Origin of the sequence: Kitasatospora sp. NPDC088861 (assembly GCF_044750105.1) — a bacterium.
In the GTDB taxonomy this organism is placed as follows: Bacteria; Actinomycetota; Actinomycetes; order Streptomycetales; family Streptomycetaceae; genus Kitasatospora.
This window is the reverse complement of the sequence record NZ_JBIVJF010000001.1, coordinates 298,241-315,540: the sequence shown is the minus strand read 5'-3', so window position 1 is coordinate 315,540 and position 17,300 is coordinate 298,241. Positions and strand designations below refer to the sequence as shown.

Below are 17,300 nucleotides of genomic sequence, written 5' to 3'. Positions count from 1 at the left end.
CCGGCCCGCCCGGCGGGGACGCGGGCCCGGCTCTCAGGCGGCCAGCCGGGGGCCGTCCTCGGCGCCGTCGGCGGGAACCCGGCCATCTTCATTCACCCGTTCGGGCGTGTCGCCAGCCGGCGACCCGGTCGGCGGTGCCCCTGGCGCTGCCCGGCCGGCCGTGGTTCCGGCCGCTGCCGTCCCGATGCGCGCCTCGATCGGACTGAACGTCCCCTCGGCCCGGTCGAGCACGTAGGCCTGGGCGGTCGCGAAGTCGAAGTACATCCCGACCAGTCGCAGGGTGCCCTCCTCCACCCGGCGCTCCACGGCCGGGTTGGCCAGCAGCTGGTCCAGCTGCTGGACCACGTTGGTGATGCAGAGCTGCTCCACCAGGTCCACCACCGGCCGCGCGTCGAACCCGGCGGGGACCCGGCGGAGCCGGTCCAGCGAGCCGCGGCCGTTGCGCAGCCAGCGGGCCAGCGGGGTGGGCGGCCCGGGGCGCTCGTGCACGCCGTCCAGCAGGGCCTTCATCGCGCCGCAGCCGGAGTGGCCGCAGACCGTGATCGAGCCGACCTCCAGGACCTCGACCGCGTACTGCACCGCGGCCGCCACCGAGTCGTCGGCCGCGCCGGGCTCGTACGGGGCCGGCACCAGATTGCCGACGTTGCGGACGGTGAACAGGTCCCCCGGGCCGCTGTTGGTGATCATGCTGGTGACCATCCGGGAGTCCGCGCAGGTCAGGAAGAGCTGGGAGGGCGTCTGCCCCTCCCGGGCCAGGCGGGCGAGTTCGGGCCGGATCAGCGGGGCGGTGTGCTGCTGGAACACCCGGACGCCGTCCAGCAGCCGGCCGTGCGGGTCCTCCTGCTGCTCGATGCAGTGGTGGCCGACCCAGGGCGTCCAGGCCCGGCAGCGGTGCGGACCGGGTGAACTGCCCGCCCGGACGGTGCCGTCGGGGTCGAGCACCTCGTCGTCCCTGCGGCGCGTCACCATCGAGACCCGGCCGCCCGCGGCCTGGTGGCCCGTCCGCCAACTGTGCAGCGTCTCGTACGCGGCGTGGTCCAGGAAGGAGCCGTCGTGGACCACGGTTACCTCGGCGCCGGAGGGGATCCCGGCCAGCGCCCGGCTCAGCCGGGGCACGGCGGTGAAGGTGAGCGGCCCGTGCGTCTGGACGGTGACCACGCCGGCCGGGCCGGCCAGCACGTCCACGTGGGCGCGGGTCAGCCGGTAGAGCGCGAGCAGCACGGCGGTGCCGGCGCCGAGCGCGACGCCCCACAGCACGCCGAGCGCCACCACGGCGAGCACGGTGGTCAGGTAGACCGGGAACTCGCGGTGCCGGTGCACGTTGCGGATGTGCGCGAAGCTCACCATCTGCAGCCCGACCACCAGCACCAGCGCGGCCAGCGCGGCCAGCGGGATCCGGCGCAGCCCGCCGGTCAGTGCCAGTGCGGCGGCGAGCACCCAGACGCCGTGCAGCACCGAGGACCACCTGCTCTGGCCGCCGGCCCGCACGTTGGCGGTGCTGCGGACGGCGCCGCCGGCGACGGGAAGCCCGCCGACCAGCCCGCTGACGATGTTGGCCAGGCCCTGGCCGCGCAGTTCGCGGTCGAGGTCGCCGGTGCGGCGGGACATCCGGTCGACCGCGACGGCGGACAGCAGCGACTCCACGCTGGCGACGGCGGTGACGGTCAGGACGGCGGCCAGCACTCCGGCCAGCGGGCCGTGCGGCAGCGCGGGCACGAGGGCGTGCGGCTGCCAGGCGGGCAGCCCGATGTGGGCGAGCCGCAGGTCCAGGGCCAGGGCGAGCGCGGTCGCGGTGGCGACGGCGGCCAGCGGGCCCGGCACCTTGGCCAGCCTGGCGCCGAACTCGCCCGCGCGGCCGGGGAGTCGGCCGAGTCGGGGCCAGCCCAACAGGACGGCCGCGGTCACCGATCCGGCCAGCAGCGCGGGCGGGTGCGGCCCGGCCAACTGGCCTGGCAGCGCGAGGAGGTTGGCGATCGCGGAGCTCTGCGGGGAGCCGCCGAGGACGACGTGCAGCTGCGCGATGGCGATGGTGAGCCCGACCCCGGCCAGCATGCCGTGCACGATGGCGGGCGAGACGGCGAGCGCGGTCCGGGCCACCCGGCGCACGCCGAGCAGGAGTTGGAGCAGCCCGGCGGCCAGGGTGATGGCGCAGGTGGCCCGCCACCCGTACTGGACGATCAGTCCGGCGGTGATCACGGTCAGCGCGGCGGAGGGGCCGCTGACCTGGAGCGGGGTGCCGCCGAACAGCCCGACGACGATGCCGCCGACGGCCGCGGCGGCGAGGCCGGCGGTGAGCGGGGCGCCGGTGGCGAGTGCGATGCCGAGGGAGAACGGCACGGCGATCAGGAAGACCACCAGGGAGGCTGAGAGGTCCTGGGCCCAGCGGGCCTTGGTGCCGGGGCCCGGTGGCGCGTGGTCGGTGGTGTCGGAGGCGATGGGGGCGCTGGAGATGTCGAGGGTCATTGTCTTCCCGTCTGTCCGGGGGAACGAACGCAGTCAGGTCCGGCGGTGAGTCCGGGGTGGGGCTCCGGGGCGGATCGGCTGTCGTGGGTCGCGACGGTGTGGCGGGATGGCGTGGGCGCGGCGGGGAGTGCGGGTGTCACCGGCCGGACCTCGACCATCAGGGCCCGCCAGGGACCTGGGCGAGGTGCGGGACGTCTCGCCGAGGGCCGTCGGGACGGACCATCAAGACTCGGTAAACCGAGGGTAATGAAAGCTTTGCACAGCGTCATTCCGGGAGGGAAGGGGAAAACCCCCCGATTCACCCCATTGGGTGGTGTTCGAACCGCTGGGAATCTGCTGGCGGAGCCGGGGACGGCCGGGCGTTCGGTGGCGCCGGGCGGTCCGGACGTGCGGAACGGGCCGTGGCCCTCCCCGGGGAAGGGGGGAGGGCCACGGCCCGTTCGGGCGGAGCGGCGTCAGGCGCGCGCACCCGCCGGGGCGGGCCGCTCGCCGCCGACCCCGCCCAGCACGAAGGCCTCGTCCACCTGGGTCGCGAGGTCGACGCCGACCTTGGCGTTGGCCCAACTCTCCGCGTTGCGCACGTGGAAGAGCACGGCCTGCTCGGTGTAGCGGCGTACGTCCCGCTGCCCGTACGCGGACTCGGCCTCGGCCCGCAGCTCCTCCAGGACGGCCCGGTTGGTCGGCTCCAGCGACTTCAGCGGCGGCTCGGCGCCCTGCTCCAGACGGCGCACCCAGTCCGAGTGCCCGAAGGTGGTGAGCAGGTCGTCGCCGACCTCCCGGCGCAGGAACGCCAGGTCGTCCGGGCCCTGCACCTTGTTGCCGATCACCCGCAGCCGGACGCCGAAGTCGCGGGCGTAGTCCTTGTACTGGCGGTAGACGGAGACGCCCTTGCGGGTCGGTTCGGCCACCAGGAAGGTCAGGTCGAAGCGGGTGAACAGGCCGGAGGCGAAGGAGTCCGAGCCCGCCGTCATGTCGGTGACCAGGTACTCGTCGGGGCCGTCCAGCAGGTGGTTGAGCAGCAGTTCCACCGCGCCGACCTTGGAGTGGTAGCAGGCCACCCCGAGGTCCTCCTCGGTGAAGGCGCCGGTCGCCAGCAGTCGGACCGATCCCTCGTCCAGGGCGATCGGGCGGGCGCAGGCGGCGTAGACCGGGTTCTCCTCGACGATCCGCAGCAGGCGCGAACCCCGGCCGGGCGGCGTGGTCTTGATCATCTCGTCGGCCGAGCGGATCAGCGGGTTGCTGCCGCGCAGGTACTCCTTGATCTCCGGCAGGTGCGCGCCGAGCGAGGGCAGCTCCGCGGCCTGGGCATCCGTCAGACCCAGGGCCGGGCCCAGGTGCTGGTTGATGTCGGCGTCGACGGCGATGACCGGCCGGCCCGCGGCGGCCAGATGGCGGATGAACAGTGCGGACAGCGTGGTCTTCCCGCTGCCGCCCTTGCCGACGAAGGCGATCTTCATCTGGGACTCCGGCTCTCGCTCTGGGCCCGCGCTCGGGGGGCCACCTGCTCAGGGGCCGCACATGCCGAGGCGCCCTAAGTGGAAATAGTTATCGTCTCCGATAGTGGCCATGCTAGCCGGGGTTTGGGCCTCCTCGGCGGAGGGAAGTGAGGATTGCCTCTAATGGGTGATCCGGGGTTGCTGTTCCGGGAGGGGGCGGCTGTTCATTACTCTCGGGTAGGTGAGCACTGGAACAGATCCCCTCGCCCCGCTGGCCCAGCTCCCCGGGGTGCCCGACGCCGTGGCCGAGGTCCGCAAGGCCGTCGACCGGCTCTACGGCCACCGGGTGATGCGCCGCCGCGCGGCCGAGGTCACCTCCGAGTCCGCGCTGCGCGGCGCCCGCGCGTCGGCGGCGCTGGCCGGGGCCGACTGGCCGCTGGAGGAGGTCCGGCGCCGCAGCGACTTCAGCGCGGACCCCGAGGCTCGGACGGTCGGCGCGGCCCTGCGGATCGCCGCCGAGGCCGGCCAGCTGCTCAGCATCTGGCGGCACTCGCCGCTCCAGGTGCTGGCCCGGCTGCACCTGCTCGCCGTCGGCGACGGCGAGCCGTCCGCCGGGCGGCCCCGCCGCGCGGGCGAAGGCGTCGAGGACCTGTTCCCGCTGGGGCTCGAGCCGGTGGAGAGCGTCGAGGTCGTCCAGGTGGACGAACCGCTGCCCGCGCTGCCGCCCGCCCCGGGTGCCGAGGAGGTCGCGGCCCGGCTCGACCAGCTCTCCCGACTGCTGGTGGCGCGCGCCGAGGGCCAGGGCGTGGGGACGCCGGCCCTGGTGGTCGCCTCCGTGGTGCACGGCGAACTGCTCGCGCTGCGGCCGTTCGGCGCGTACAACGGCGTGATCGCGCGGGCCGCCCAGCGGATCGTGCTGCTCGCCGAGGGGCTCGACCCGAAGTCGATCTGCCCGGCCGAGGTCGGGCTGGCGGAACTCGGCACCGACGCCTACCGGCGGGCCCTGGCCGGCTATCTGGCGGGCACGCCCGAGGGGATGGCGGCCTGGATCGCGCACTGCGGGCGGGCGCTGCGGCTCGGGGTGCGGGAGAGTACGGCGGTCTGCGAGGCGATGCAGCGCGGGATGGTCTGAGCGGGCGGGGGCCGCGGGGGCGGCGCGGGCGGGGACCGCGGGCGCTTCTGGCGCTTCCGGCACGAAGATGCGGCGGCACCCGATCCTGCCTGGTGCCGCCGCTGGTGCAGATACCGGGTGACCATGCATGCACCGGAAGTGCTGATCAGACGGGGATCCTGCCCGTTCGTCTGGTCCAGCGGCCCGACAGCGGGTCGGCTGCATGTGGGTGCTCGGATACCTGAACACGCGGTCCGTGGGGCCTTAACTGCGTTGTCGGTTTGACCTCTTCGGGTCCTGACCGGGTCTCGCGGGCCGTGCTTCATTTGTATCGCGTTTCGGGCGAAAGGGGAACCCGAAAAGAGAACTCTGTGCTGATTGTCTGATTTGCCCTGCGCTGCGGGGCCTGCGGTTGCCCGCGTTGCGGGGCCCGAGGCGGGCGGTTCAGGCCTCCGGGCGGCGCCGGTGGGCCAGGTACCAGATGACCCCGGCGGTCACGGCCGCCGTCCCGATCGCCACGGCCGTCAGCACCGAGCCGCTCGGCGCGGAGAACTCCGGGAGCCGCCGCCGCAGTTCCACCGGCCGGTCGAAGACCAGCACCGGCCACTCCCGGGCCTGCGCCTCCTTCCGCAGCGCGCGGTCGGGGTTGACCGCCGACGGGTGGCCGACGGCCTCCAGTAGTGGCAGGTCGGTGGAGGAGTCGCTGTAGGCGTAGGACGCGGCCAGGTCGTAGCCCTCGGACTCGGCCAACTCCCGGATGGCGGCAGCCTTGTTCTCGGCGTAGGCGTAGTACTCGATCTCGCCGGTGTAGCAGCCGTCCTCGACCTTGAGCCGGGTGGCGATCACGTGGTCCGCGCCGAGCAGCGCGCCGATCGGCTCGACCACCTCGGAGCCCGAACTGCTGACGATCACCACGTCCCGACCGGCCGCGTGGTGCTGCTCGATCAGTGAGGCGGCCTCGTCGTAGATGATCGGGTCGATCAGGTTGTGCAGCGTCTCCGCGACGATCTCGCGGACCTGCTGGACGTTCCAGCCCCGGGTGAGCGAGGAGAGGTACTCGCGCATCTTCTCCATCTGGTCGTGGTCCGCGCCGCCGACCAGGAAGACGAACTGGGCGTACGCGCTGCGCAGTACGGCCCGACGGTTGATCAGACCGCCCTGGTAGAACGGGCGGCTGAAGGCCAGCGCGCTCGACTTGGCGATGATGGTCTTGTCCAGGTCGAAGAAGGCCGCCGTGCGCGGCCCGCCCGGCCCGGGGCGAACGGGTGAGCGGGTCTGCGCGGGCCCGGTGGCCTCGCCCGGGGACTCGTCGGCGTGGTCGTCGGCGTTCTCGGTGGTGTCCACGGGAACCGAGGATAGAGGGAGCCGCAAAACAGGCCGCCATTCGGTGTACTCGTGGGCGTGCGGGTTTGTGTTTCTGGCCGCTCGGGTACACCATGGAAGTCACGGATCGTTCGCGACCGTGCTAACCCGGTCCGGCTCCTCCCCCCCGAGTCGGGCCGTGGATAGACGACCCCCGCTCTCCCCCCCGGCGGGGGTCGTCGCACGTCCGGGGCCATTTTTGGGCCCTGAAGGCCCCTCGCGGCGAGCGCCGCGGCCGCCCTGCCGACGGTGTACGGGGGGTGTCGACACCCTGGTCCACTGACCACCTTTCGTCACTCTGCGTCGCTGTTTGCTCATGGCTGCCCGTGGCTCTTCGGCTGGTTCCGATCGGTGGGCAGAGCTGCTGCGGCGGGGTGCCCGAGGGGGCGGCCGGGAGGGTCCGTCGGGTGGCCGGCGAGGGTGCGACGGGCTTCCGGTTCACATCCGTGATCCCCGATCGTCAATTCTTTGACGATAAATCCCTCGCCCGGGTGAACGTTTTCCTCCACAGCCCACGAGTTATCCACAGGTATTCGCATCGTGGATGACGGAATCCCGATCTCCCCCCACCGTGATGGTCGGCGGCGGTCGCCGGGCGGATCTCACCTCCCTCTCTCCCACGAGGTCTGCCGGGCGGCCGTTCGCCGGAACCGTCCGACGTGCGCCCCGGACCGCCCCTGGCGGCCGGGGGCGCAGAGGGGAGCCCACCATGTCGACGCCGATCGCCGACCACGCCACCACCGAAGGGCCCGGGGCCAGCGGCCCGCTCGTCGTCACCGAGGACGAGGGCCTGGCCGAGCACCTGCTGCGGCTCTGCGCGGCCGCCGGCACCGAACCGAGGCTGATCCGGGGCGCACCACCGCCGCGCGAGCTCTGGGAGGGCGCCTCACTGGTGCTCATCGGGGACGACCAGGCCGCCCGGTGCGCCGGGCTCGGCCGGCGCGGCGGGGTGCTGCTGCTCGGGCTGGACCTCGACGACGCCGGGGTGTGGGTCAGAGCCGTCCAACTCGGCGCCGAACACGTGCTGTTCCTCCCCGACGCCGAGGCCTGGCTGCTCGACCGGATCGCCGACGCGGCCGAGGGCGCCGGCTCCCCGGCGCTCACCGTCGCCGTGCTCGGCGGCCGGGGCGGGGCCGGAGCCTCGACCCTGGCCTGCGCCCTCGCGGTCACGGCCGCGCGGGCGGGGCGGCGGACGATGCTCATCGACGGAGATCCGCTGGGCGGCGGCCTCGACATCCTGCTCGGCGGCGAGGCGGCCCGCGGGCTGCGCTGGCCCGATCTGGCCGGCTCGCGCGGGCGGGTCAGCGGGGTCGAACTGGCCAGGGCGCTACCGGTGCTCAAACGGCTCTCCGAGCTCTCCTGCCTGTCCTGGGATCGCGGCGACACCCTGACCGTGCCGCCGGAGGCCATGCGCAGCGTGCTGGCCGCCTCCCGGCGGCGCGGTGGGCTGGTCGTCGTCGACGTGCCGCGCCATCTCGACGCGGCCGCCGGGCAGGCTCTGGAGCAGTCCGACCTGGCGCTGCTGGTGGTGCCGGCCGAACTGCGCGCGGTGGCCGCCGCCGACCGGGTCGCGGCGGCCACCCGGATGCGGCTCGGGGACGTCCGGGCGGTGGTGCGGTCGCCGCGCACCTTCGGACTCCCGGCCCACCGGATCGCCCGCGGGCTGCGACTGGAGCTCGCGGGGGAGTTGGAGCCGGAACCCGGCCTGGCGGAGGACGTCGAGAAGGGCGTCCCGCCCGGAATCCGGGACGGCGGCCCGCTCGCGCGCTTCTGCGAGACCTTCCTGGACGAGGTGCTGCCGCCGGTGCCGGCGGTCGGAGGAGGTGTGTACTGATGGTCCGTCTGCGTAGAACAGGCCCCACCGTGCGGGCGGGGGGCGGTCCGAAGAGCCGGGGCGAGGGTGCGCGGGAGCACCGGTCGCTCATGAGCGTGCCGCCGCCCGGCGGGTCACCCGAAGCGCCGCGCCACCCCTGCCCGTACGGGCGCACCGCCCGGGAGGAGCGGACGGCGGAGCTGGTGGACGCGGTCCGGCTGCGGCTGGCCGAGTCGGGTGCCGCCCCGACGGTGGGGTCGGTCGCGGCGGTGCTGCGGGCCACCCGGCCGCCGCTCGGCGGGGACGAAGTCCTGGACACCGTGCGCTCGCTGCGTGCCGAACTGGTGGGTGCGGGCCCGCTGGAGCGGCTGCTGGCGGCGCCCGACGTCACGGACGTCCTGGTGAACGGTCCGGACGAGGTGTGGGTCGACCGTGGCGGCGGCCTGCACCGGGCCGCCGGAATCCGGTTCGCCGACGCCGAGGCGGTACGGCGGCTGGCCCACCGGCTGGCCACCGCGGCCGGGCGGCGGCTGGACGACGCGCGGCCCTGGGTGGACGCCCGGCTGCCGGACGGCACCCGCCTGCACGCCGTGCTGCCGCCGATCGCGGCCGGCTGCACGCACATCTCGCTGCGGGTCTGCCGGCCCCAGCCGTTCACGCTCGACGAACTGGTGGCGGGCGGGGCGCTGCCGCCGGAGGGCGCCGGCCTGCTGGCCGGCATCCTGCGGGCCAGGCTGTCGCTGCTGGTGTCCGGCGGGACGGGCACGGGCAAGACCACGCTGCTCGCGGCCCTGCTCGGCCTGGTCGGGCCGGAGGAGCGGATCGTCATCGCGGAGGACTCCGCCGAACTGCGGCCGGCCCATCCGCACGTGGTCCGGTTGCAGAGCAGACCGCCCAACCAGGAGGGGCTGGGTGAGCTCACGCTGCGGGACCTCGTCCGGCAGGCGCTGCGGATGCGTCCGGACCGGCTGGTGATCGGAGAGGTCCGCGGGGCCGAGGTGTCGGACCTGCTGGCCGCGCTGAACACCGGGCACGAAGGCGCATGGCTAGCGCAACCGTACATGTAATGTGCGGGGCCGCATGGGGGCGGTCAGCTACTCGCCGTCCCACCTGCCAGGCTCCACGGCCACAGCGTCCGTGACGGTCCGCAGAAACGCCGTGTGGCCCGACTCTGCGGTGTGCTGGCCGATGGCCCGGGTGAGCGCGTCCATGTCGGCCGGAGTGCCGTCCGTGCTCCACATGCACAACCCCTCACCGTCGGTGCAGCGGGCGACCCCGACCGGGGCCGTTTCCGGGTTGTGCCTGACGTGGTACTCCCGGAAGCGGAATTGCTGCCTGACGGTCACTCCGCCACCTCCTCAGCGCTCATGGTGTCGTCGGCCGCCACGTCGTCCCCCATGAGCTCAGAGACCGGCTCGCACCCCCTGTGCGCGGGCAAGTAGGCCGACCGGGGCGGATGGGCGGCGAAGTAACCGCACTGTGGGCCGTGCTCGCGGCGGGATTCGGTAGTCACAACTCACCACCTCCACGGGGGACTTCACACACGGGGACGTGCTGCCGCCGCAGAATCGCAACATCCGTCAGCGCCGGCTCATCCCGGTACCAGCCACCCCCGGGAAGGCTGACACGCAGAGCAGCGCTCGCCATGGCGTCCAGCCGGATGCACTCGGCGCACTCCCGCTGCGCCGTTGGCTTGGCAGTCGTCTCAGGCAGCATTGGTCAGCCCTTGGGAGACGGAACGGCCCAGAACCGGGCCCGGCGCGCTGCCCTCGGTCTTCCCCTTGTCCGGACAGGTCTCGCTGCCGCACTCGCAGAACGGCCAACCGTTGGGCGTGCCACGGACGCCACCCCGCGACTTCTCGAAGAACAGCGGGTCATAGTCCGCCTGAATAGCCGCCATCTCCGCCGGACTGACCGTCCTTCGACGCCGGGTCGGAGTACTGGGTTGCGCTGCTGCGGGCATGACTGGCTCCCGTGGCTCACGGATATCTCTGGATGAGAGATCAACGTAAGACCCTGCGGGGCCGCTAGCCAGGATCTTTCCTGTTACCGAAAGAACTCGTCTCGGATGCCCTCAACCATGGTCCGCATCTCGTTCCCGTGGACAGCTACGGCGTCGAACTGAGCAAAGGTCGAGAGGTATACCTGAACGTCCTTCGGGTCACGCGTGGTGATCTCTGAGTGGAACGTCTCAACAATCACTAGCCGGTCGTCGTGGGCGCTGAAACAGGTCATCGGGAAGTTGGGCATCTGTCGGTCGAGAGGTACAACTCCGATGGTGACATTGGGGAGTCGGGACAGAGATACAAGCCTATCCATCTGCGTGCCCATAATGGCCGGCGCTCCAATGCGCCAGCGCAGCACGTGTTCGCAGATGACGAAATGAAACGACCTACGCGTGTCATAGAGCGCTGTCTGCCGCTCAAGTCGTGCGGCAATAGATTTTGCCTTGGCTTCGTCGGTCAGCTCGGGCTTCATCGCGAACAGCGCAGAGACGTATTCGGCGCTTTGGAGTAGGCCAGGGATCAACTGGCCCTGAAATAGCTTGAGAGTGCCCGTCTGGGCTTCTATGGCCCGGATGGCTTGTTGGTGCTTCCAGTGGCCCATGCGGCGCAGCTCACGCCATGCCGTGGCCTCTGTGGCTGCCGACCTGGCTTGGGCCAGGAACTCCGCTTTGGCGGCCTCTGACACCCCGATTGCCGTCAGGATCAGCTCTACGTCCTGCACGGTGGGCAGCACTCGGCCATTCTCGATCTTCGACAGCTTGGCCGGAGACATGGAAGCCCTACGGGCAATGGCCTCTGCGGTCTTATCCGCAGCGATCCGAAGTGCCCGCAGGGCCGTCCCCAAGCCGTGCTGCTGCTCCTCGCTCAAGCGGCTACGTAATCCGCGAAGGGAACGGCATGAGCCAGGGCAATATCCCGATACCGGCGATACTCGTCCAGCCGGTCATCCGGGAGCAGCTCGCCGCCAATAAACTGTCCGGCCTCGGTATAGTGCATTCGGTAGATCCGAGCATCATCGAACAGCCAGAAGTCGTGATTTGGCAGCCCAGCGACAGCCTGTCGTGCCGTGTCGATGATTCCGATGGACTCCCCGGCCTTGATGTTGCCGGGATACGAAGCCATCTGATAGCGCAAGTAGTCGCTCAGCGGAGAGCTGAGGACGTGCACTCGGCCAACCTGCTTTCCGAGGTCAGTCATGGATCGCACCCATGGATTATCTGAGCGCTTCGCTGGCAGTCCTTTGCCTGACAGAAAGTCGGAGAATTCCTGTCGCTCTGCGTCCACGTCATACTCGGCCAGCGTCTCCAATCGGAACGCCGTCCGATCGAATGTCTGAAACAGTCGGCCGAAGTCCTCACCCCTGAGCACGGAGGTGCGCCTCCAGTCGCGTGCGGAAGTAGTTATCCAGCACCGCTTCGGGGACCTCGACCGCCGACTCACCTGCGGGCAAGTTCAGCTCCGCCAGTCGCGCCGGGTCAGTGATCACGTAACCCTGAACCACGTACTTCCCCTCCTCGGTGCCCCACAGCGTTGGGCACGTCCCATCGTTGCAGGACCCTTCCCCGGACAGCCAGCGCAGCATCATGTGCCCCCTTGCGTCGTAAGTGGTTCCTGTCTCGTTCGATGCTCCCGAGACGCCGGGACCATCGTCAAGGACCAGGGCTTTCCAAGACAGGAAAGGTCAGCCGGACCGCCGATACCCCCCGGTCATAAATTCGCGGCGGCGTGCGCGAGCATGGGGGCCGGGTCCCCAAGGCTCATGCGCCCAGAGATTGACCCACCCCCCGGTACCCCACTGACCAGCAAAAAAACGCCACCACACCTAGCGTGCGTGCGGCGAGCTGGGGCCGGGATCGCCGAGCAGCACGGTGCCGAACTTCCGCAGCGCCTACGCCCCGCCAAGCTCCCGCGCAAACGCTCCGATCAGCCATGCGAGAGTTTTCCCTCCCTGCCGCTCAGAAGCGGAGAAGGAGGGGAGTCACCCCCCTGGGGGCAAGCAGCGTGACGGACGGTCATCACGGACAGGCGTTCCACAAACGATGGTTAGTGGAACGGTCGCACCGGACCCCTGATCGGGACTCAGATGCGTTCCAAAAGTCGTTCCAGAACATGCCTCGAACCCCTTGTGTTTCGGAACGAGTTTTGGAACGATCGGGGCATGACGACGAACAAGACCACCGGCCACCTGATCGGCTACGCCCGAGTCTCCACCGACGACCAGGACGCACAGCTCCAGCACGACGCGCTGACCGAAGCCGGCTGCACCCGAATCTTCACCGACAAGGCCAGCGGGAAGAACACCGACCGCCCCGAGCTTGCCGCCGTTCTGGACTACCTCCGCCCCGGCGACACCCTGGTCGTCTGGAAGCTCGACCGATTCGCCCGCTCCCTCATCGACCTTGTGACCACCGTGGACGCCCTCACAGCGCGCGGGATCGGCTTCAAGGTCCTGACCGGCGCACTGGCCAGCATCGACCCGAACACGCCGGACGGACGGCTCATGCTCCAGGTGGTCGGCGCCATGGCCGAGTTTGAGCGCAGCCTGATTCAGGACCGCACCCGCGCCGGACTGGAAGCCGCCAAGGCACAGGGGCGGACCGGCGGACGACCCAAGGCCATGACCCCGGACATGCTCGCCGCCGCACAGCGCCGCAAGGCCGCCGGAGAGTCCTACGGCGAGATTGCCAAGGCGCTCGGGGTCGGCAAGGGCACCGTGCACCGGGCACTGACCGCCGAGTAGGCGCAGCAAGCCACAGAGGACCACCTACCGGCTTCGTAGGTGGTCCTCTGGCTTTCCCCCGGGCTCAGCCCGCCACGGGGCTACGTGGCGACAGGGGCCGGATCAGATGTGGCGGCGACCACTCGTCCAACAGCTGATCTTTCTTCGACGCGTTGCACAGCACGCAGACCACGCGCATGTTCGCCACCGTCGAGAGCCCGCCCCGCGATATCGGCTCCAGGTGATCAATCACGCCCCCTTCGGGCAGCGGAGCGGAGCAGTGGAAGCACCCGGCGTCCCCATGCGCGGCACGCACCTTCCGTTGCAGCGTGACCCGGCGGGCTACCGTGCGCTGCACCTTCTGACACGAACTGCAAACCCCGTCACGGAACTTGAGGATCACTGGCTTCCCGCAACGGCGGCATGACACCGGCTCGGGCTTGGTCCGGGCACGCTTGCGTACGTGCTCAGCGGCACGGCGGCACTGGTCCGAGCAGTAGGACCGGTCGTTGTTCGCCGACAGCCCCACGGGATTCGAGCACTTCGGACCCTGGCAGGGCTTCTGGGCAGCCTCATGGCGCCTGTTCTCCGCCAGCTTCCGGCGGTCGGCCCGGCGCGACTCGTCTACCTCCGCAGCGCACGGCACGCAGTACTGCGCCCACGCCTCCCGGCCGTGCGGTTGCTCGCAGCGGTAGCAGCGGGGAGCGTCAGCGGCAGCACGCACCGCCTCACGCGCACGACGGGCCGCAACCTGCAACCGAGCCGACTCGACACACAGCGCCGCGCCACACGTCGCACGGTCGGTACGGGGGCGCGGAGCACCACACTCTGAGCACGTCGCGCGCGTATCCTCCAGGGCCGACAAGCGAACCCGCCTTTCCATTTTTGTTGATCATGAAGCGTCCCAGCGAGAGCGCCACGGGCCAGCAACCGCAAGGGCCAGGGCCGCATAGCGAACCGGGGGCAAAGAAGCAAAGCAGCGCATAGCAGACCCCACCCCCCAAACGACAGTTCGTCATACCCCCGACGAAACCGTGACCGAAGTGCGGGTGTCACACGTGACCCTAACCGGCGCCCCCGACAGCAACCCCGCAGGTCACACACGCTGCCAGGAACGCTGAACAGCCCACCACCGGATTTCCCGGGGCAGGCCGGCGGGCGGCATGGCCAGCGGGTACGAGCCGAACGGCTGCACAGCCGCCTGCGGGCATGAAGAAGCCCCGCCGGACCACGAGGGCCAGACGGGGCTAGGGGGACCGCTATGGGGCGGCTAGGGGCTACTCCAGTTCATCTAGCGCTATAGCTGCCAGCTCGGCTTCCGCAGGATCAAGCTCACGCCACCATGCCGGGCCCTCGAAGGCAATCGACAGCCGCGACGGGTCGAACCGCTTAGGTGCCTTCGGTGCCGGAGGTGATATCACCACCCGTGCACCCAGGTCGGTGAGCAAGCCCCGTCGCCCCTCCTCCTCATCCCGCCGGTTCCACTCGTCCGAAACGGTGCCCCCAGCGTCAACCCAACGCCCTTCGGCATGTTCGGCTTCCGCGCGCAGTTCTGCTTCTCGGCGCTCAAGCGCGTTCAGTTGCCCGATGGCGATCCGCGCTGCCGCCCCGTCGGGGGAAAGGTGCACCAGGTTCCCCGCCAAACGCTCAATCTGCGTTGTCACCTCGGAGAGTTGGAGTACCGCGCTGCCGTCGGGCTCCAGCCAGCGCCTCAGGTTGAACCGACCGAACCGCTTCAGGTACTCGGCGGTCACCATCGCTTCGACTGGCCCGGCCACAATCACGTTCGGCCTGTGGGTGCCCTGCTTGCCGACACCAGCGCGGCAGACATAGGTGCTGTAGTCCTTCCCGCCTACTTCTCGGCGCTGGCGGTACATCGGCCCGTCGCACTCAGAGCAGCGCGCCACGTGGAGCAGGAGTGCCTTGCCGCTGCGCTCTACGCCGCGTCCCTTGGCCTTCTGGTCGATGACAGCGCGCACAGCAGACCACGTCGCGCCGTCCAGGATGGCGGGACCGGCAGAGACGGGCTGTCCCTCAGCGTCCAGGACCGGCTGATTGGTCAGCGCCCCTCGCTTGGAGCCCGGTGCGGCCTGGACAAGCCAGCCACGGACGGCAGGCGTGTAGAGCACATCCCGCAGGGTCGTCGCGTGCCACCGCTGACCCCTCAGCTTGCGTCCGTCGCGCTGCCGGGCGTGCTCAGCGGGGGGCAGCACGCCCCGTGCGTTAAGGTCCCGAGCCAGGCCGGTCAGCGACGCCCCGTGGTTGATGAGCTGTTCGGCACACTCGCGGACGACGCCAGCGGCGGTCTCATCGATGGCCCAACGCTTGTTGTTCACCGGTCCTTCGACCGCGAAGCCGTACGGTGCGAGGCCCCCCAGGTGGTTGCCGCGCGCCCGGAAGTGATCTTTAGATGCCTGGATGCGGGAAGTGATCATGTCCCGCTCGTACTCGGCGAATGCAGCAAGCACGTTGATGATGATCGATGCGTTCTCTGGCGACACCACACCGTCAGCCGTGACGATCGTCGTCCGGGTGGAGTCCGCAGCCCTCAGCAAGCGCTGAAACTCCAAGACACTCCGGGCGTACCGGTCCAGCTTCGCGGCCAGCACGTAGTCAGCGCGGGGGAGCCAGGCCAACACCTCGCGCATGCCGGGCCGGTCTTCCAACTTCGTCGCGCCCGATACGTTGGTGTCAGTCGCAACGTGGATCACTTCCCATCCGCGCTGTGAGGCGTATGCCTTGCAGGCGCTGATTCGGTGGTCAGGTGCCTCCTCAGCGAACAGCCGGGACAGACGGTCGTATATGACGACGGTTGGCATGGTGGCCCTTCTCTCGGTCGGATTGGGCCACGGCCCGGTGCAGTGTACGTGCACGGTTATGCGGTTCACTCGGGCGGCTGCGGCACGGTGCACGCCAACACGGCGGCGGACGTGCCGGTCCGGCTGGAGGCGTTGGGCTCGCTCGCCGGGCTCGACCGGCCCGCGCTGCACAGCCAACTCCGGGCCGCGCTCGACCTGGTGGTGCACCTGGTCAGGGAGCCGGGCTCGGGGCGCCGCCGGGTGGCGGAGATCCACACGCTGGCCGCCGGCCGTGACGGGCTGGCCGTCACCACCCCGGCGGTGGAGTTCCCGGTGGTGGGCGGTCTGGTCCCCGGGGCGGGCTGGGAGCGACTGGTCGGGCTGCTGGCGGTGCGCGGGGTGTCGCTCGCGGCGGGGCCGACGTGACGGCGGCGGTGGCCGGGTTGGCGGGTGCGGGGGCGCGGGCGGTGGAACTCGCGTTCGTCCTGCTGCTGGGCGGGTGTGCGGCGGGCGCCCTGACGCTGCTCGGGGCGTGGAACAGGAAAGACCGACGACCGGGAGGTTCCTGACGTGATGGGTGATCAGAGTTCTTTCTGCTGGGTATTGGTGCTGTGCCTGGTGGCCCTCGCTGCGTGGCGTGCGGTGCAGGAGCAGCTGCCGGGTGGGCGGCGGTACAGGCTGGTGCTGGCCGGCAGCGGGCCCCCGCCCGTTCCGGTGCCGGGCCCGCCGGCGGTGACCGCGGGGCGCGCTCGGCCGCGACCGTCCGACTGGCGGGCGACCGAACTGTTGCTCCTGCCCGCGGGGTTGGCCGTCGGGCAAGCGACCTCCTCGCCGCTGCCGGTGCTCGCCGCCGGGCTGGCCGTACTGCCGCTGCGGCGGTGGCGGCTGCGGCGGCGCGTGACGGTGGAGGCCGGGCGGCGGGCGGCCGCCGTGGTGGAGCTCTGCGCAGGGCTGGCAGGGGAGTTGCGCAGCGGGGCGACGCCGGAGCAGGCGTTGCACCTGGTCACGGCCCGCCTCGCGGCCGACCCGGACGGGCTGCGCAGGCTCGGCGAGGAGCCGGTGGCGCGGCTCGCGGCGGGCCGGTACGGCGGGGACGTGCCCGCCGCGCTGCACCTGCTCGCCGAACTGCCGGGCGGGAGCGGCGCGTCGGCGATCGCGGCCTGCTGGCGGGTCGCGTCCGACAGCGGGTCGGGGCTGGCCGTCGCGCTGGACCGGGTGGCGGAGGCGCTGCGCGGCGAGCGGGCGCTGGCGGAGGAGATCGCTGGGGAGCTGGCGGGCCCGCGGACCACGATCGCCGTCCTGGCCGCTCTGCCGGCCGCCGGGCTGCTGCTGGGGGCGGCGCTCGGGGCCCGGCCGGTGGGCGTCCTGCTGCACACGCCGGCCGGGCTGGGGTGCCTCGCTGCGGGGGCGGCACTGGAGGGGCTGGGCGTGCTCTGGACAGCGCGCATCGTCCGGGCGGCGGCCCAGGGCGCCTTGGAGGCGCCCCGGCGAGCTGCCGGGGTGCGGGGCACTGGTGGCGGCGGGAGCTGCGGGCTCTCACGGGTACGGGCGCGGGTGCGGACACGGGCGGAGGTGGTGTCGGGGTGAATCGG

The 17,300-nt window shown here is 71.4% G+C and carries 13 protein-coding genes and 1 pseudogene; 6 read left to right on the top strand and 8 right to left on the bottom strand.

Going from position 1 to position 17,300, the window contains the following annotated elements; translation table 11 throughout:
* Positions 1–33: 33 nt before the first annotated feature.
* Together ACIP37_RS01305 and ACIP37_RS01300 are read right to left on the bottom strand one after the other, a co-directional pair.
* Positions 34–2,463: a SulP family inorganic anion transporter gene (locus ACIP37_RS01305; protein ID WP_363627811.1), complete on the bottom strand. Its 2,430-nt coding sequence runs from the start codon at positions 2,461–2,463 to the stop codon at positions 34–36.
* Between the two features lie 455 nt (positions 2,464–2,918).
* Positions 2,919–3,920, bottom strand: a complete 1,002-nt coding sequence (locus ACIP37_RS01300; protein ID WP_363587429.1) for an ATP-binding protein — start codon at positions 3,918–3,920, stop codon at positions 2,919–2,921.
* Between the two features lie 220 nt (positions 3,921–4,140).
* Between ACIP37_RS01300 and ACIP37_RS01295 the strand changes: the two genes are divergently transcribed.
* Complete coding sequence (locus ACIP37_RS01295) at positions 4,141–5,031, top strand: oxidoreductase (RefSeq protein ID WP_400803982.1); 891 nt, start codon at positions 4,141–4,143, stop codon at positions 5,029–5,031.
* Positions 5,032–5,454: 423 nt separating this feature from the next.
* Here ACIP37_RS01295 and ACIP37_RS01290 read toward each other — a convergent pair whose 3' ends face one another.
* Positions 5,455–6,354 (bottom strand): HAD-IB family hydrolase, encoded by a 900-nt coding sequence (locus tag ACIP37_RS01290; protein ID WP_363587425.1) that lies wholly within the window; start codon positions 6,352–6,354, stop codon positions 5,455–5,457.
* A 727-nt stretch (positions 6,355–7,081) separates the two neighbouring features.
* Here ACIP37_RS01290 and ssd point away from each other — a divergent pair.
* A complete protein-coding gene (gene ssd, locus ACIP37_RS01285; protein ID WP_400803977.1) occupies positions 7,082–8,206 on the top strand; it encodes a septum site-determining protein Ssd in 1,125 nt (374 codons plus the stop codon).
* A gap of 89 nt (positions 8,207–8,295) precedes the next feature.
* Positions 8,296–9,225, top strand: a pseudogene (locus tag ACIP37_RS01280) (TadA family conjugal transfer-associated ATPase); the annotation flags it as partial.
* A gap of 1,006 nt (positions 9,226–10,231) precedes the next feature.
* On the opposite strand, the gene ACIP37_RS01275 reads toward ACIP37_RS01280, so the two are convergent.
* Genes ACIP37_RS01275 through ACIP37_RS01265 form a run of 3 tightly spaced genes read right to left on the bottom strand, consistent with a single transcriptional unit; the run spans position 10,232 to position 11,773 of the window.
* On the bottom strand, positions 10,232–11,059 hold the full coding sequence (locus ACIP37_RS01275; RefSeq protein ID WP_400843053.1) for a helix-turn-helix domain-containing protein: 828 nt from the start codon (positions 11,057–11,059) through the stop codon (positions 10,232–10,234).
* Entirely contained in the window at positions 11,056–11,559 is a 504-nt protein-coding gene (locus ACIP37_RS01270) for a DUF6879 family protein (protein ID WP_400843050.1), read from the bottom strand. Before ACIP37_RS01270 ends, ACIP37_RS01275 begins: the two co-directional genes overlap by 4 nt.
* Positions 11,546–11,773 (bottom strand): hypothetical protein, encoded by a 228-nt coding sequence (locus ACIP37_RS01265; RefSeq protein ID WP_400843047.1) that lies wholly within the window; start codon positions 11,771–11,773, stop codon positions 11,546–11,548. Before ACIP37_RS01265 ends, ACIP37_RS01270 begins: the two co-directional genes overlap by 14 nt.
* A 576-nt stretch (positions 11,774–12,349) precedes the next feature.
* On the opposite strand from ACIP37_RS01265, the gene ACIP37_RS01260 reads away from it, so the two are divergent.
* Positions 12,350–12,931, top strand: coding sequence for a recombinase family protein (locus ACIP37_RS01260; RefSeq protein WP_400843044.1), 582 nt, complete (start codon positions 12,350–12,352; stop codon positions 12,929–12,931).
* A 64-nt stretch (positions 12,932–12,995) separates the two neighbouring features.
* Here ACIP37_RS01260 and ACIP37_RS01255 read toward each other — a convergent pair whose 3' ends face one another.
* Together ACIP37_RS01255 and ACIP37_RS01250 are read right to left on the bottom strand one after the other, a co-directional pair.
* Positions 12,996–13,313: an HNH endonuclease gene (locus tag ACIP37_RS01255; RefSeq protein WP_400843041.1), complete on the bottom strand. Its 318-nt coding sequence runs from the start codon at positions 13,311–13,313 to the stop codon at positions 12,996–12,998.
* A gap of 874 nt (positions 13,314–14,187) precedes the next feature.
* The gene (locus ACIP37_RS01250) at positions 14,188–15,729 is read right to left on the bottom strand and encodes a recombinase family protein (RefSeq protein WP_400843038.1); all 1,542 of its coding nucleotides are present in this window, start codon (positions 15,727–15,729) and stop codon (positions 14,188–14,190) included.
* A gap of 87 nt (positions 15,730–15,816) precedes the next feature.
* On the opposite strand from ACIP37_RS01250, the gene ACIP37_RS01245 reads away from it, so the two are divergent.
* A complete protein-coding gene (locus ACIP37_RS01245; RefSeq protein WP_400803954.1) occupies positions 15,817–16,134 on the top strand; it encodes a hypothetical protein in 318 nt (105 codons plus the stop codon).
* Positions 16,135–16,512: 378 nt separating this feature from the next.
* On the top strand, positions 16,513–17,295 hold the full coding sequence (locus tag ACIP37_RS01240; RefSeq protein ID WP_400843035.1) for a type II secretion system F family protein: 783 nt from the start codon (positions 16,513–16,515) through the stop codon (positions 17,293–17,295).
* Positions 17,296–17,300 lie beyond the last annotated feature (5 nt).

Bases quoted from the DNA above. Each gene is read 5' to 3' on its own strand.
- ACIP37_RS01305 (WP_363627811.1), bottom strand. From the start codon at position 2,463: ATGACCCTCGACATCTCCAGCGCCCCCATCGCCTCCGACACCACCGAC.
- ACIP37_RS01300 (WP_363587429.1), bottom strand. From the start codon at position 3,920: ATGAAGATCGCCTTCGTCGGCAAGGGCGGCAGCGGGAAGACCACGCTG.
- ssd (WP_400803977.1), top strand. From the start codon at position 7,082: ATGTCGACGCCGATCGCCGACCACGCCACCACCGAAGGGCCCGGGGCC.
- ACIP37_RS01265 (WP_400843047.1), bottom strand. From the start codon at position 11,773: ATGCTGCGCTGGCTGTCCGGGGAAGGGTCCTGCAACGATGGGACGTGC.
- ACIP37_RS01260 (WP_400843044.1), top strand. From the start codon at position 12,350: ATGACGACGAACAAGACCACCGGCCACCTGATCGGCTACGCCCGAGTC.
- ACIP37_RS01250 (WP_400843038.1), bottom strand. From the start codon at position 15,729: ATGCCAACCGTCGTCATATACGACCGTCTGTCCCGGCTGTTCGCTGAG.